The organism is Thermoplasmatales archaeon (assembly GCA_014361195.1).
Classification (GTDB): Archaea; Thermoplasmatota; E2; order UBA202; family JdFR-43; genus JACIWB01.
Map to the genome: position 1 here is coordinate 45,755 of JACIWA010000002.1, position 13,644 is coordinate 59,398.

Below are 13,644 nucleotides of genomic sequence, written 5' to 3' on the forward strand. Positions count from 1 at the left end.
AAAGACATTTCCTAAATATAAATGAGATATATTAATTTTGTTTGATAAGGATTAACAAATATCACGGATAAAATATTTCGTTTTCTAAATCATTTTTTCACAAAAAGTTACAATCTAAGCTTCTTTGATTTCCATTTTTTATAATAATTATATGCATCCCATATGCTTGGAATTCCTATTATAATAAAAAGAGATATGCCAAGACATATCCATTCATCTCTTGGAGCAACCGCCTTTCCTATCCACACCGCATCCTCTCCATGATATCCATTTTCATTTCCAAAAAATACAAGTTTTATTAAACCAAACCAGGGTATTTCACCTCTAGCCTTTCCTAAAATCCATTCTGGCTTTACTGGCGAGCTTAATTCAGTTGCCTGGTCGCTTAAATTTCCATTATTGTCTCCTTTTGTGATATATCCGCTATTAGGTGGCTTATAATTTCTTAACTCAAGCTCTGGAATTGTTATGCTTTCCTGATTGTATATTCCATATTCCTTTACAGTATATGTTCCATCACTATTTTTTTCAATCCAGCAGATAGCACGATGAATTATAGGTGTTGCTTTTTTATTTCCATTTGGATAATATATTATAACATCTCCATAGTCACGATATGTAATATATCCTTTTTCCCTTCCTTCCTCTCTTGTAATTATATCCTTTGCCTTTTTAACCAAAACTAAATCTCCTGGATCAATTGTTCCTATTTTTCCAAAAGGAGCATCGCTATGCATCATTGAACTTGATGTGACAACCACCATTGGAGAATGAGGAAATTGTCCTGTATAACTCCATAAAATTACCAATATTATACATATAAATGAGACCGCTACAACTATCTCTCTTATAAATGAAATTATTTTTTCTCTTTCTATCATAACTTCCTCACCTTTATTTTGCTTTCCTCAAGTATTTTTTCTGCAAGCTCATCAGGATAATCATTCATATATATTAACTCTTTTATTCCCGCATTTACAAGCATTTTTGCGCAAACACTGCAAGGAAAATCAGTAACATAAATAGATGCATCTTTTATTGCAACTCCAAAAACTGCTGCCTGAATTATTGCGTTTTGCTCCGCATGCAAGCCCCTGCATAGCTCATGCCTCTCCCCCCTTTTTATCCCGAGTTTCTCTCTCAAGCAACCAACCTCGCTACAGTGCTTAAAACCTTTTGGAGCGCCATTGTAACCAGTTGATAAAATATGTTTATCCTTTACTATCACCGCACCAACATTTCTCCTCAAACAAGTTGACCTTTTTGCCACAATTTTTGCAATCTCCATGAAATATTCGTCATAGGACATTCTTTCCATGAGGAAATATAATGATACATTTTTAAACTTGCCCAAAAAATTTAAATACTAAAACTGGATATAGTTAGCAAAATGATAGCAAAAAGATGCCCTGAGTGTGGATCGGAGATGAAAGGTCATTCTTTTAATGGTAGATTATACTATCTCTGCCAGAAATGCGGGAAGGAATTAATAATTCCTCTACTTTACCTGTAGCTCGATATTATAAATCTTTTCTGGATTCTCCTTATTTATAATCATAGCATCTTCATAACTCATCTTTCCCTCTCTCAAAAGCTTCTTTATTTTCAGGGGTATTGTTTTAAGGGAAAGCACCGCCCCGGGGCGCCTTAAATCATCGAGATAATCTGTCTCAAGCATAAAGCGGTGCCCTTTGTTTATTGCTTCCTCGATATTTTTTTCACTTGCGATTACTGAAGGAAAAACTCCAAAATTTTCCTCCTCTTTTATTATTGGCGGAGAAAAATGCTTTATTACCTTATCTTTTTTTATTCCTATCTTTTTTGCAATTTCTGATATCTCTTTCATATTTGATTGATTTGCTCCCTCCATATGAAGTATTACTGGTACATCTATATCTTTTGCAATCTCTATACCATATTTCATAATTTCATTGCTTTCAATTAGCACTTCATCACTCACTTTAAAATGGGGTCTTCCAATTTCCCCAATTGCAATCGCCTTCCCTTCTTTGCAAAGCTTTCCAGCTTCTTCCATACCTTTTTTCATCAATTCCATTGCCCTCTCTTTTCCAAGGATTTCCCTCATTTTTATATAATCAACAGGGTATGGACCAACTGAAAGAAATATTTTAACATCAACTTTTTCCATTGCAAATTGTGCAATTTTTAAGCCTCTTTCATAGCATTTCAAATAACTTTTTTCCGCAATTATTTCTTTTACATCGGTATATGGACAATAGTTGAGATATTTTCCTCCATGTTTTCTGAATTCTTTTATTTCCTCTATATATTTTCCATCTTCTCTGAGATGCATGTGATTATCAAAGAATGATAAATCAGTAATCATATATCTCACCTTTCATTATTTCTCTCAGCAAAGAAGTTGCATAGCATCCTTTTGGAAGGAAAAAGTCAATAAATAAATTATTTTCCTCTAGCCTCCATTTCAAATTTTTTATTGGAACAAATATTATCCTTCTCATTCCTTCGCAGGAAAGGAATGGCAAACTCTTTACTTTGAAATCCTCCTGATTTATTCCCTCTTTCTCTATTATCATTCTTTCTATCTCCCCCATTCTTCCTTCCGCGAAAAAGCTATTGTAACCAAATATAATTGCTGAAGGGTAGCACTTTCCCTTTTCAATCTGAGAATTTATTTTTTCTATATTATCTTTTGTAACAACTATCCCATCCTTGCTCTGTATTTCTCCCGTAAAAGGAATAACTACATCTCCTTCAATTGCTTTGTTTATTGGTGTTCCTTCTTTTATTCTTTCAGATAAAATTTTATTGAAAAGGTATGACTGGTAGGCATGTACAAATATTTTTATTAAATTCTTAGGCAATTTTGAAATTGCTCCAATCCAATCATCTTTATTTTTAGCTAAATGCATTATTATCCTCCTTTCAAAAATTAATTTTTTAGGATATATCTCCAAACTTTTTTCAAAATCCTCAGTCTCTTGCAAAAATTTCCTTGCCCTATAACTTTCTTCATCCTCTCCCTCCATAGGATAGCTGATATATGTCATAACCGCCTTCTTCAATTCATTCTTTATTATATATTTCCCAACAAGATGCGTTATGGGGCGGGTGACGCCAAATCGCTGAACCCCAAAAAAGTTCGGAAATCCTCCAATTTGCAATATTTCATTCATTACATTTTCAACATTTTCGTATCTCCCATTTATATCTCTTACAATAATATGAAAATAATTACCTAATAAATTTCCTCTATAAACTTTTTCCCTTGATTTATATAGTATGTCTATATTTACATCCCTCAATTTTATTTTCTTAAGGTTGTCAATGCTGGTTGGGAAGGACATGATTTGGGAGGTTATTGCTCTCTTATCCTTTATTCCAGCATATCCTACAGAGTTAGAAGATATTTTAAGTGAAGAGGCAAGAGCTTCTATAAGGCGATTTGTCTCCCAGTTGTATGATTTTACTCTTGCTATAACAAATTTTCCATCTCCAGGCTTAGGATAGACAGGCAATTCTTCTACAACAAAATCCTCTGGATATTTCTTTATTTTTCCACCTATCTTGGGTGATTTTGTCAAAAATACTTCTATCCCTATACTTTCTTCCATTTACTCCAAACAGCCCTGCAGTTCTTCAATTTCTTTTTTAATTTCTTTTATTGCTTTCTTCAAAATTTTCTTCGCATCTCCTTTACTAACTCTAAGGTAAAACTCTGGATTTGATATTAAAGGATGCTCAACTCTCCAATCAGCATATTCCACCTCTTCATACTGCAATAGTTTTTGCTTCAAAGGATTTAAAATCGTTTTTTCTCCTATTATTTCAAATTCTATTTCTCTTTCACTTTCTTTTTTTATTTTTATTTCCATTTATATCACCCTATCAATATTTCCTGAGCCATAATCATCTGCAATTTTCCTTATCTCTATCCTACCGCATACTTTGCACTCAAGAATATTATTTTTTCTTATAAGTATATTTCTACAATTTGTACAAAACGCTTTTATAACTCCTAAATGGCTATCCTTTGTAGAAAAATTGATTACAGGATCCACTCTTGTAATTCTTGCTCTTATAATATCTCCTACTCTAAATTTACTTTTAATATCATCAACAAATTCTGTATCAATATTTGATATAAAAATTGCCCCCTCCTTTTCGCCAGCAATCTCTCTTTTTTTACCTGCCAAATGGAGTATTTTTGCAATTACAATATTTTCTCCAATCTGCTTTATTTCGCATATAACAATGTCTCCTTCTTTCAATACTAATGGTAAATCTGTTAATGGCTTTACAGTTGCTTTCATTTTTTCTCTCTCAATGATAAATTTACCAACTATACTTGCTTTTATTACTCCACCTTCCTCATAAGTTCCATTACCCACGAGCAACTCTTCAGTTGTTGCAATTTTCTCTCCAGGTATAACAATGCTACCTTCCGCAATCATTCTTGAAAATATCTTTTCTGATATTTAAAATCTTTTGGTTACAATTCTTTTGCAATGTATATGTTATGTTTATTTTTTACAATTCTTGCATCTACAAATTCTCCGATCTTTTTATTTGTATAAATACTTACTACCCTATCTCTAGCAAAAGAAAGCATTTCATTCTTCATTCTTCCTTCCATTTCTAATTTAAATTTAAATTTCTCGCCAACTTTAAATTTTTTTGGCAACACCCTACATTTAACTATGCCAAAATCAACTGGATAGAGATGCAAGCTTTTATCAATTTTTTCAATTTCTTCATAAAATCTTTTAAAATCTATAACTTTTATCCCCTTTGGTTTTCTACCGAATTTATGTCTGATATACTTTTGTATCCCAAAGGGCTTCCATCTCTTACCCGCTCCTATTCTTTTTCCAAATTCTATTATTTTCAATACTTCCTCATCATTATAATTTATTAACCAAACTGGTGCAAGAAGCAAATCTATACTACTTGATGCTATCTCTTCCGCCACCTTCATTACATGCTCAACATTGTATTTGCACCCCGCTATTTTTTCCGCCAGATTTTTATCCAACGCATTTATTGAAAGATTTATTCTATCTAAATGTCCTTCAAGCCTCCTTATTTTTTCTTTATTAAGCAAAACCCCATTTGTTTGTATTGATACAATATCTGCAATCTCCTTCAATCCTTTAATTAATTCCTCAATATATGGATATAAAAATGGCTCGCCTTGCCCATCTATGTGTGCCTCTATAGAATTGCATTTCTTCCTTTTCATTTTTACAATTTCCTCAAATTCCCTGAGAAGATAATCAACATCTACCATATAATCAACAAATCTTGTTCTGCTTTTTCCTTCATCAACTGAGCAATATATGCAATTTAAATTACAACCAGATACTGGCCTCACTTGAATAATATTTGTATCCCTATCTATAAGTCCAAAAGAAGTATATCCAATTAATGGTATCCCACTTTCTTCAGATATAAAATATAATTTCCTCTTGGTAACAGCATTATAAACCTCTTTGAAGGGACATAGCCTAATAATATCCTCATCTTTGTATTTTCTGCTATCTCTTTCATAAACTTTCCTGTCTATTCTTACCTCTATTATATCATAAACAAGAAAAATTACCTCTTCCTTATTTAACACTTTTCTGTATTTCATGCTCTATATTTACTTTTGATATAACCATCGGGTAAGAATATCCTACTTTCTCCGCCTCTTTCTCTTTCACTTCAACTTTAATCTTTCCTCCAAAAAATTTTTCATAAGCATTCTTTACTTCCTCCAAAAAATCGTTCCCGACTTCATCTTCTCCTTCAATCCTTATTTCAATTCTATCTATCCTATCCTGTATAAACTGATATCTCTTCAATTTCTTGCCTTTATTTCTCTCCAATACCTCAATAAAGGGCATAGGGAGCGTGGCGGGCGGTATGAGGGCGCCCCCCTCCAGTATTATTGCATCCTTCCTTCTCCCTCCCAGGCACTCAAGGAGCGGGGTTTTTTGTCCGCAGTTACATTTTTGACTGGAAAGAGATGCTATGTCATTTAGCCCACTATACCTTATTATAGGAGTTGCGCTGGCATGGAGGCGGGTTATTACAACGTTTCCTAACTCTCCTTCATTTACTTCCTCAAAATTTTTGTCAAGAATCTCTACATATGAAAAATCACTGTTTATGTGAAAACTTTTTTGAAGGCACTCAAAAGCTATCGATCCACCCTCAGTTGTTGCATAAAGATTTAATACCTTGCTGTTAAAAGCTTCTTCAACATATTTTCTTGAATAATCATCTAAAACTTCCCCACTTGAAATTATATAATGTGGCGAAACTTTTCCTTGTTTTTTTCTTAGATAAGCCAATCCCATCAAAACACTTGGATACCCAATTATAAGTTTTGGAGAAAATTCCTCTATTTTTTCTAACAAATTCTTCACTTCCTCGCCAGCATATAAATTCTGATAATTTCTTAAAGAAAAGAAAGAGGATAAATTCTTCATCAATCCTTTCCTCAAACATTCTTCATCACTTGTTCTTGGGACAGAAAAGTCGCCTATATTTGTTATTCTATCTTTCCTCCAGTTTATTCCATAGGTAAGAAGTGGCCTTAACGCAAAAATCGCCTCTATCATTATGCATTCTATATCTTTGAATATTGTAATTGCCTTGCCAGATGAGCCAGAAGTGCTGACAGAAATCTTATTTTTTTTATAGTTTTTTGGCAATATTTTATCTGGATAGGAATTTATCATATCCTCCTTTGTAACGACAGGTAATTTCTTTAAATCCTCTATACCTCTAACATCTTCTGGTTTTATACCCGCTTTTTTATATTTTTCATAATATAATGGGACTTTATATGCATATCTTATAACTCTTCTGATTGCTTTATCCTGATATCTTTTTATTGCCTCCTCACTTTTCCACGCCCTTTTTCTATCTGTTAGATAATGTTTTACAATTTTTGCGGAGAATAACGGATTAAAGAGAGGATTCATATTTTTTCTTAAAAAGAAGCATTATAAATATTTTTTGTGAAAAAATAAAATCATATAAAAAATATTAAGAGGGGAAAAGGTTTATCTGGCGAGGTAAATTTCTATACAGGAAACATTTACTTTTCCGCCCTGCTCGTTCGTTAGCTCTTCTGTGAATATTTTTACGTCCTCTATTTTTGCATCTGGTACAAATCTTCTTCTGACAATCTCTGCAACATCGACCGCTCTGGAGATGGCTCTTCCCCTCGCCTTTATTGCTACTTTGTTAGCTCCAGAGTTCAGCTGTGTTATTGCTGCCAATACATAATTCATTGGCGGTTTATTTCCCACAAAGACTACATTTTCTTGCTGCATTTTAATCCCTCGACCAAAAATATGAAATTAAAATATAAAAGTATCGGTCTAAAAATTTTAATGCGAAATGTTTTTATAATAAATTAAGTTTTTTATCATGCCAGATTTAAAAAAACTTCTTGAAATTGCGATAAAATCTGAAATAGATGCCGCAGAAAATTATAAGAAAATGGCAGACACAACTAACATATTTCTATTAAAGGATAAATTAAATTTTTTGGAAAAAGAAGAAATAGGGCATAGAAATCTTCTTGAAAAACTCTTCAGCAAAAAATTCCCGGGAGAGGATATAAATCTACCTAAGGGGAGTGAGATACCATTTCCAGAATTTAAAGTAAATAAAAATATGCAGTTATCTGATATGATAAGGAAGGCAATGGAAGCGGAAAAAATTGCATCTGATTATTATAAAAAAATGGAGGGAAGTTTGAGCAAAGAGGAGGAAAAAGCAATGGCGAGGTATTTAGCGAGTATGGAGGAAAGTCATTATTATCTTTTAAAAAGCGAGCTAGAAATAGCTTATAACTTCGAGTTATATGATGAAGTTCATGAAATGATGCATATTGGACCATGAATAAAGTAGATTTGATATTTTTATCCTATATTCTTTTAATTCTACCCCTCGTTTCTTTAATCTATTTTGCATATATTTTTACAAATCTGGATAAAATTTTTAGCATTTTAGGAGTAATCATATTTTGGGCTTTGGCAATTCCATACCCTTTATACTGGTATGGAAAGAATAGGATTTTTATATAAGAAATAAATTCGCATACATGGAAAAAAAGGAAATGCTTGGATTATACATAGGAATAGGAGATGTATTTGAAAATGAAAAAAGGATAGGTGAGTGTATATTTAACTTAGAAATAATAATGATGCCCTCTGGAAAAATAGAGAGTGAGGGAGTTATTTTGGAAGTAACTGATGGTGAAATAAATTATGAGGGCAGAGAAGCAACTTTTAAAATATCAGGAATTTTAAGCAGAGATCATACTACCTACTCAACTGAATTTAAATGCAGAATAAGTCCAAAAACCTATCCAAAATTTGTTGTAGAAGATAGTGAAGAGATTTTCAAAAACCTAAAACCTAATCCTTAGCATTTCTGTTTTTTCCTTCGCCTTTGGAAGATGGAAATAAAGGGTAAATTTAACACCTTTTCCAAGCTCGCTCTCAACTTCTATTTTACCATCATATTGTTCCATAATTTTTTTTACAATATATAAGCCCATGCCGCTGCCCCTTCCGCCCTTCTTCCAGCCCTCCTCAAAAATTTTCTCTAATTCTTCTCTTAGGATGCCTTTTCCATCATCTTTAAAATAAATTTTATAGAAACCTCCTTCTCTTTCCCCGTATATTTCTATATTCTTGCAGTTTGAATGCTTTATTGAGTTGTCAATTAAATTTGAAAAAATATCTCTTATAAGATCATTGGCTAATATTGAAACATCATTAATTTTGCACGATATTTTTATATCCTTTTCCTTTAATTTTTCTCCATAAAGGGAGCATTCTTCTTCTATGATTTCTTTTATTTTCACTGGCTGTATTTCTTTTTTTATTTTTCTTATTTCCTCCGCCTTCTTTACATTATTGACCAATCTATTTATATCATGAAGTGCCTCTCTTATTTTTTTGATAAATAGCTCCTGTTTTTTTGTTATATTTGTTTTTTCAAGAAGGCCGAGATAGCCAATAGCAACCTCATTTTTGTTATAGATATCATGTCTCAAAAGAGAATTATAAAATTCTGCTTCTTTCTCCTTCTCCTTTTCTGAAGTTATATCACTTACAACAACTATTACTTCTCCATCTAAGACCCTAGCCTTTTCCGTAGCAATAAATTCTCTATTTTTCCCTTTCCATTTACTTAAAAATTTCTCAACTTTTCCTTTCTTCAATTCTTCAAAAAATTTATCTCTGTTTTCAGAAAAATCTGAAATTTTCTTTCCCTCTAATTCTTCAAAATTGTAACCCGATAGTTCTTCGAAACAATTATTAACATAAATTATATTTCCCTCCATATCAGTTTTGTAAATTGCGAAATCATCAATTATATTCTTGGCACTATCTATATTTTCAATTGCATTAGAGATAGCTATTCTTAAAAATTCAACTTTATCAACTTTTTCTTTATCAGAATATGGAATTGAAATGAAGCCAGCGAATTCATTTCCTTTATATATTAAGAATTTTTGAAAATTTTCCTCAATTTTTCCTCTTTCCTTATCAAACAATTTTATGTAGAATGGGGTATTTAGTTCTTCAAGAAATTGAGAAGCTTTATCAATTATTTCATCAATACTTTTACTTTTCAGCAAGTTATCAAAAATTTTGTATATATCTTCTTCTATAATAAATTCTAAAACATCAGTTGCTCTTATTATAACCCTTGCAGGTTTTTCATTTATTGAGATTTTTCCCTCGTATTCTCCTCTATCCAAAACAATTGATAAAATTTCCTCAAGCCTTTCTTTTCCCTCGACAATACCATATATATTTTTCCCTTTTAAATCGTTCCATTCCTCACTTGCTTGAAGGATATTTCCCAAAAAATCAGTTATAAAAGATACCTCCTCTTTTTTAATTTCATTACCTATTGAATAAAATTTTCCATTATGCTTTATAACCTTTAAATAAATTATTTTCCTTTCATTACCAATTTTTAAAATAAGTTTTCCCTCACTCCTTCCCTTCTTTTTTGCATCGTAAAAAATTTTTGCTGCTTTCTTCCTTTCTTCTCCTTCAAAAGCGTCTATAAAACTTTTTCCTATAAGTTCCTTACTGAGATTATTTACAAACTCAAAATTACCCATTCCATCCAAGATGAATGTTACGTATTCATCGAATAGCTTTATTATTCCCTCCACATAAATATTTTCATGTAGTATATAAATGTTTTTTGTAAAAAATCAAAATAATTAAAAATATATATTCTATTTACTATATGGGATTGGAAAAAATAATTGAAAAATATAAAGGTGATGTAGCTATAGCAACATCCTGCTCCCATTCAAGTTTGCAAATTTTTAATGGAGCCAGAAAAGAAGGTTTTAAAAGCATTGGAATTGCTATTGGCAAAAAGCCTGATTTTTATGAAGCTTTTCCCCTTGGTAAACCAGATGAATTTATTATTCTAAAAAATTACAATGAAATAAACAAAAATGCTGAAAAATTTTATAAGAAAAAAGCAATAATAATTCCTCATGGCTCTTTTGTTGAATATATGGGTGCAAAAAATTTTATGAAATTAAAAGTTCCTACATTTGGAAATAAAAAGACTCTTGAATGGGAATCTGACAGAGAAAAAGAAAGGAAGTGGCTTGAGAGTGCGGGTTTAAAATTACCAGAAACTATAGAAGACCCAAAAGATATAGATAGACCAGTAATAGTAAAATATTATGGTGCAAAGGGAGGAAAAAATTTTTTTATTGCAAGAAGTTATGAAGAATTTAAGAAAAAAGTTGAAAAAAAACCATATACAATTCAAGAATTTTTAATTGGAACAAGATATTATCTCCATTATTTTTATTCGCCTTTAATTAAGGAAGGCTATAGAACCGCAAAAGGTAGTTTGCAGCTTCTTTCAATAGACAGGAGAGATGAAACAAATATCGATGAAGCACATCGCCTGGGATCATTTTCTGAGCTCGAGAAGATGGGGATTCAGCCAACATTTGTAGTTACAGGAAATACACCAATAGTTATAAGAGAATCACTCCTTCCAAAAGTTTTTGAAATGGGTAAAAGAGTTGTTGAAGCGTCCTACAAACTTTTCGGTGGGATAATAGGGCCTTTTTGCCTTGAAACAGTTATAACAGATAAACTTGAGATAAAAGTATTTGAAATATCTGGAAGAATAGTTGCAGGGACAAACCTCTTCATTTCAGGTAGCACATATTCTGATTTAATTCAGCCCTCCTTGTCCACGGGCAGACGAATTGCGCAGGAAATAAAATTTGCATTAGAGGAAGATAGTTTGGAAGAAATATTAACATGATGCATATTATAATTGGTGAGAGCGAGCTTGAAATTGGGAGCGAAATTGGCATAGATGATATTCTAGACTCCTCAATTCATTATCCTTATATGAGAAAACTTAAAGAGTGGAGAAGAAGGGGAAGACCAGATATAGCACACATTTGTCTCTTAATCGCACTTGAATCAATTTTAAATAAAGAAAAATTACTCAAAATATATATTCATACAAGAAATGATAAAGTTATATATATTAATCCTGCAACAAGAATAATAAAAAACTACAACAGATTTAAAGGATTGATGAAACAGCTCCTTAAATATGGCAGAGTGCCTTTGAGTGGATCTCCACTTATGAAAGTAAAAAAAGAAACACTTCCAGAGCTAATTGGCAAAATAAACGGTAAGAAAATTTTATTTAGCAGGAAAGGAAAGAAAAAGAGTCTTAAAGAATTATTTGAGGAAGAAACAGTTTGCATAATAGGAGGGTTTCCGAGCGGTGATTTTTCTTCTCCTGTGGAAAAATATGTAGATGAAGTAGTCAGCTTGCATGATGAGATGCTACCCGCATGGATAGCGGAGATGGAAGCAATAGTGATGTATGAGGAATATTTAAGAGAAAGAATTTGATTATTTCTCAAATAATTTCTTAAGATGATCCACCGTATATGTATTTATTACATCCTCCTTTTTTGCCCACCCTCTTCTCGCCACCGCAACACCCAGTTCATAGTATTTCAAATGTTCAAGGGTGTGAGCATCGGTCCCTATTGATAATTTAACTCTCATCTCAATAGCAAGCTTTGTATTTGTGTCATTTAAATCCAATCTATCAGGATAAGCATTTATTTCCATGATAACATTATTATCCATTGCTGATTGCAAAACTTTTTCAATATCAACTTTTATTGGCTCTCTTTTCTGAATTATTCTACATGTGGGATGTGCTATTATATCAACATATTCATTCTGTATCGCTTTTATAATACGGTTTGTCATTTCTTCTTCACTCATTCTAAAAGCGGTATGGACACTTGCAAGTACAATATCGACTTTACTTAAAAGAGAGTTACTGACATCTAGCTCACCATCTTTCATAATATTTGCCTCCACTCCGTGAAATATGTATATATCATCATATTTTTCCCTCAGCTTCTCTATTTCCTTACTCTGTTCAATTACTTTTTCCTCATTCATCCCTCCCGCTATTTTCAAACTCCCAACATGATCAGTTATTGCAATAAATTTATGTCCTAATTTTCTTGCTTCTTGAACCATTTCCTCTATTGTGTTTGCTCCATCACTCCATTCCGTATGCATTTGCAAGTCTCCTTTAACTTCTTCATATTCAACAATTTTCGGAAGCTTTCCATTCAATGCGAGCTCTATTTCTCCTCTATTTTCTCTCATTTCTGGAGGAATCCATTGCATCCCGAGCATCCTATATACCTCTTCCTCATTTTCTCCAGCAATTCTTACATCATTTTCAAACAACCCATATTCATTTAATTTGTATCCTTTCTTTATAGCAATTTTTCTGAGCTCTATATTGTGCTCCTTGCTACCTGTGAAATATTGTAAGGCGGAGCCAAAGCTTTCCTTATCAACTATCCTCAAATCAACCTGTAACCCTCCATAAAGCCTTACAGAGGACTTTGTATCGCCTTTAGCAATTACCTTTTCAACATTTTTCATGCTTGTAAAAATATCCATAATTTTCTCGGAATTTTTTGATACCGCAAGTATATCAACGTCTCCTATTGTCTCCTTCCTTCTCCTTATAGATCCAGCCAAACTTATTTTATCTACATATTCCTTTAGCAAATCTATAATATCGAGAGCATCTTTTAAGGCGAATCCAAGCAAAAAGCGCTCTTGCCTTTTTCTCGCTATTTCTATTCCTTCGAGTATATTCTTTTCAGTTTTTTCTCCAAATCCTTTTAGCTGTCTTATTTTTCCTTCTCTAGCAGCTTTTTCCAGATCATCCAAATTTTTAACTCCTAGTTGCTCATACAGAGCCTTTATCATTTTTGGACCGAGTCCTTCAATTTTTGACAGACCCTCAATATCAACTGGTATTTTCTTCTTCATTTCCTCCAACTTACTTATCTTTCCTGTTTCTAAATATTCCTTTATTTTTTCCTCTATACTTTTTCCAACACCAGGTATTTTTTTCAATTCATCTTTCTTATACAATTCCTCTATATCAACACCTACGCTCTCTATGTTCTGTGCCGCCTTCCTGTAGGCGCGGGGTTTGAATTCTATACCCTCTATTTCAAGTAAATCCGCGAGTTCATAGAGCAATTTTGCGATTTCTTGGTTTTTCATATTTATTCAATTTTTTTTTATT

At 32.3% G+C, this 13,644-nt stretch carries 16 protein-coding genes; 5 read left to right on the forward strand and 11 right to left on the reverse strand.

Going from position 1 to position 13,644, the window contains the following annotated elements:
* Nucleotides 1-107 precede the first annotated feature (107 nt).
* On the reverse strand, nucleotides 108-881 hold the full coding sequence (locus H5T44_01610; GenBank protein ID MBC7080936.1) for a S26 family signal peptidase: 774 nt from the start codon (nucleotides 879-881) through the stop codon (nucleotides 108-110).
* The gene (locus H5T44_01615) at nucleotides 878-1,318 is read right to left on the reverse strand and encodes a cytidine/deoxycytidylate deaminase family protein (GenBank protein ID MBC7080937.1); all 441 of its coding nucleotides are present in this window, start codon (nucleotides 1,316-1,318) and stop codon (nucleotides 878-880) included. Before H5T44_01615 ends, H5T44_01610 begins: the two co-directional genes overlap by 4 nt.
* 72 nt (nucleotides 1,319-1,390) lie before the next feature.
* Between H5T44_01615 and H5T44_01620 the strand changes: the two genes are divergently transcribed.
* Nucleotides 1,391-1,513 (forward strand): zf-TFIIB domain-containing protein, encoded by a 123-nt coding sequence (locus H5T44_01620; protein MBC7080938.1) that lies wholly within the window; start codon nucleotides 1,391-1,393, stop codon nucleotides 1,511-1,513.
* Here H5T44_01620 and H5T44_01625 read toward each other — a convergent pair.
* The 7 genes from H5T44_01625 to albA form a co-directional block, all read right to left on the reverse strand.
* Nucleotides 1,499-2,347: a TatD family hydrolase gene (locus tag H5T44_01625; GenBank protein MBC7080939.1), complete on the reverse strand. Its 849-nt coding sequence runs from the start codon at nucleotides 2,345-2,347 to the stop codon at nucleotides 1,499-1,501. The genes H5T44_01620 and H5T44_01625 overlap by 15 nt on opposite strands.
* The gene (gene truD, locus H5T44_01630) at nucleotides 2,337-3,596 is read right to left on the reverse strand and encodes a tRNA pseudouridine(13) synthase TruD (protein ID MBC7080940.1); all 1,260 of its coding nucleotides are present in this window, start codon (nucleotides 3,594-3,596) and stop codon (nucleotides 2,337-2,339) included. Before truD ends, H5T44_01625 begins: the two co-directional genes overlap by 11 nt.
* On the reverse strand, nucleotides 3,597-3,857 hold the full coding sequence (locus H5T44_01635; GenBank protein MBC7080941.1) for a hypothetical protein: 261 nt from the start codon (nucleotides 3,855-3,857) through the stop codon (nucleotides 3,597-3,599).
* Nucleotides 3,858-4,436, reverse strand: a complete 579-nt coding sequence (locus H5T44_01640) for an exosome complex RNA-binding protein Csl4 (GenBank protein MBC7080942.1) — start codon at nucleotides 4,434-4,436, stop codon at nucleotides 3,858-3,860.
* A 38-nt stretch (nucleotides 4,437-4,474) separates the two neighbouring features.
* On the reverse strand, nucleotides 4,475-5,617 hold the full coding sequence (locus H5T44_01645) for a radical SAM protein (GenBank protein ID MBC7080943.1): 1,143 nt from the start codon (nucleotides 5,615-5,617) through the stop codon (nucleotides 4,475-4,477).
* The gene (locus H5T44_01650; GenBank protein ID MBC7080944.1) at nucleotides 5,592-6,956 is read right to left on the reverse strand and encodes a phenylacetate--CoA ligase family protein; all 1,365 of its coding nucleotides are present in this window, start codon (nucleotides 6,954-6,956) and stop codon (nucleotides 5,592-5,594) included. The genes H5T44_01645 and H5T44_01650 overlap by 26 nt, the downstream gene beginning before the upstream one ends.
* Nucleotides 6,957-7,037: 81 nt before the next feature.
* Nucleotides 7,038-7,310 carry a DNA-binding protein Alba gene (albA, locus tag H5T44_01655; GenBank protein MBC7080945.1) on the reverse strand — a complete coding sequence of 91 codons (273 nt, stop codon included), beginning with the start codon at nucleotides 7,308-7,310 and terminating at the stop codon, nucleotides 7,038-7,040.
* A gap of 97 nt (nucleotides 7,311-7,407) precedes the next feature.
* Here albA and H5T44_01660 point away from each other — a divergent pair, with 97 nt between their 5' ends.
* Together H5T44_01660 and H5T44_01665 are read left to right on the forward strand one after the other, a co-directional pair.
* Nucleotides 7,408-7,884 carry a ferritin family protein gene (locus H5T44_01660; GenBank protein ID MBC7080946.1) on the forward strand — a complete coding sequence of 159 codons (477 nt, stop codon included), beginning with the start codon at nucleotides 7,408-7,410 and terminating at the stop codon, nucleotides 7,882-7,884.
* A gap of 202 nt (nucleotides 7,885-8,086) precedes the next feature.
* Entirely contained in the window at nucleotides 8,087-8,413 is a 327-nt protein-coding gene (locus H5T44_01665; GenBank protein ID MBC7080947.1) for a hypothetical protein, read from the forward strand.
* Here H5T44_01665 and H5T44_01670 read toward each other — a convergent pair.
* On the reverse strand, nucleotides 8,396-10,183 hold the full coding sequence (locus tag H5T44_01670) for a PAS domain-containing sensor histidine kinase (protein MBC7080948.1): 1,788 nt from the start codon (nucleotides 10,181-10,183) through the stop codon (nucleotides 8,396-8,398). The two genes, H5T44_01665 and H5T44_01670, sit on opposite strands and share 18 nt — an antisense overlap.
* A gap of 77 nt (nucleotides 10,184-10,260) precedes the next feature.
* Between H5T44_01670 and H5T44_01675 the strand changes: the two genes are divergently transcribed.
* Both H5T44_01675 and H5T44_01680 read left to right on the forward strand, forming a co-directional pair.
* On the forward strand, nucleotides 10,261-11,313 hold the full coding sequence (locus tag H5T44_01675; protein MBC7080949.1) for a formate--phosphoribosylaminoimidazolecarboxamide ligase: 1,053 nt from the start codon (nucleotides 10,261-10,263) through the stop codon (nucleotides 11,311-11,313).
* Entirely contained in the window at nucleotides 11,310-11,921 is a 612-nt protein-coding gene (locus H5T44_01680) for a 16S rRNA methyltransferase (protein ID MBC7080950.1), read from the forward strand. The genes H5T44_01675 and H5T44_01680 overlap by 4 nt, the downstream gene beginning before the upstream one ends.
* Here the strand turns inward: H5T44_01680 and polX are convergent, their stop codons facing one another.
* Nucleotides 11,922-13,622, reverse strand: a complete 1,701-nt coding sequence (gene polX / locus H5T44_01685) for a DNA polymerase/3'-5' exonuclease PolX (protein MBC7080951.1) — start codon at nucleotides 13,620-13,622, stop codon at nucleotides 11,922-11,924. It lies immediately after the preceding gene.
* Nucleotides 13,623-13,644 lie beyond the last annotated feature (22 nt).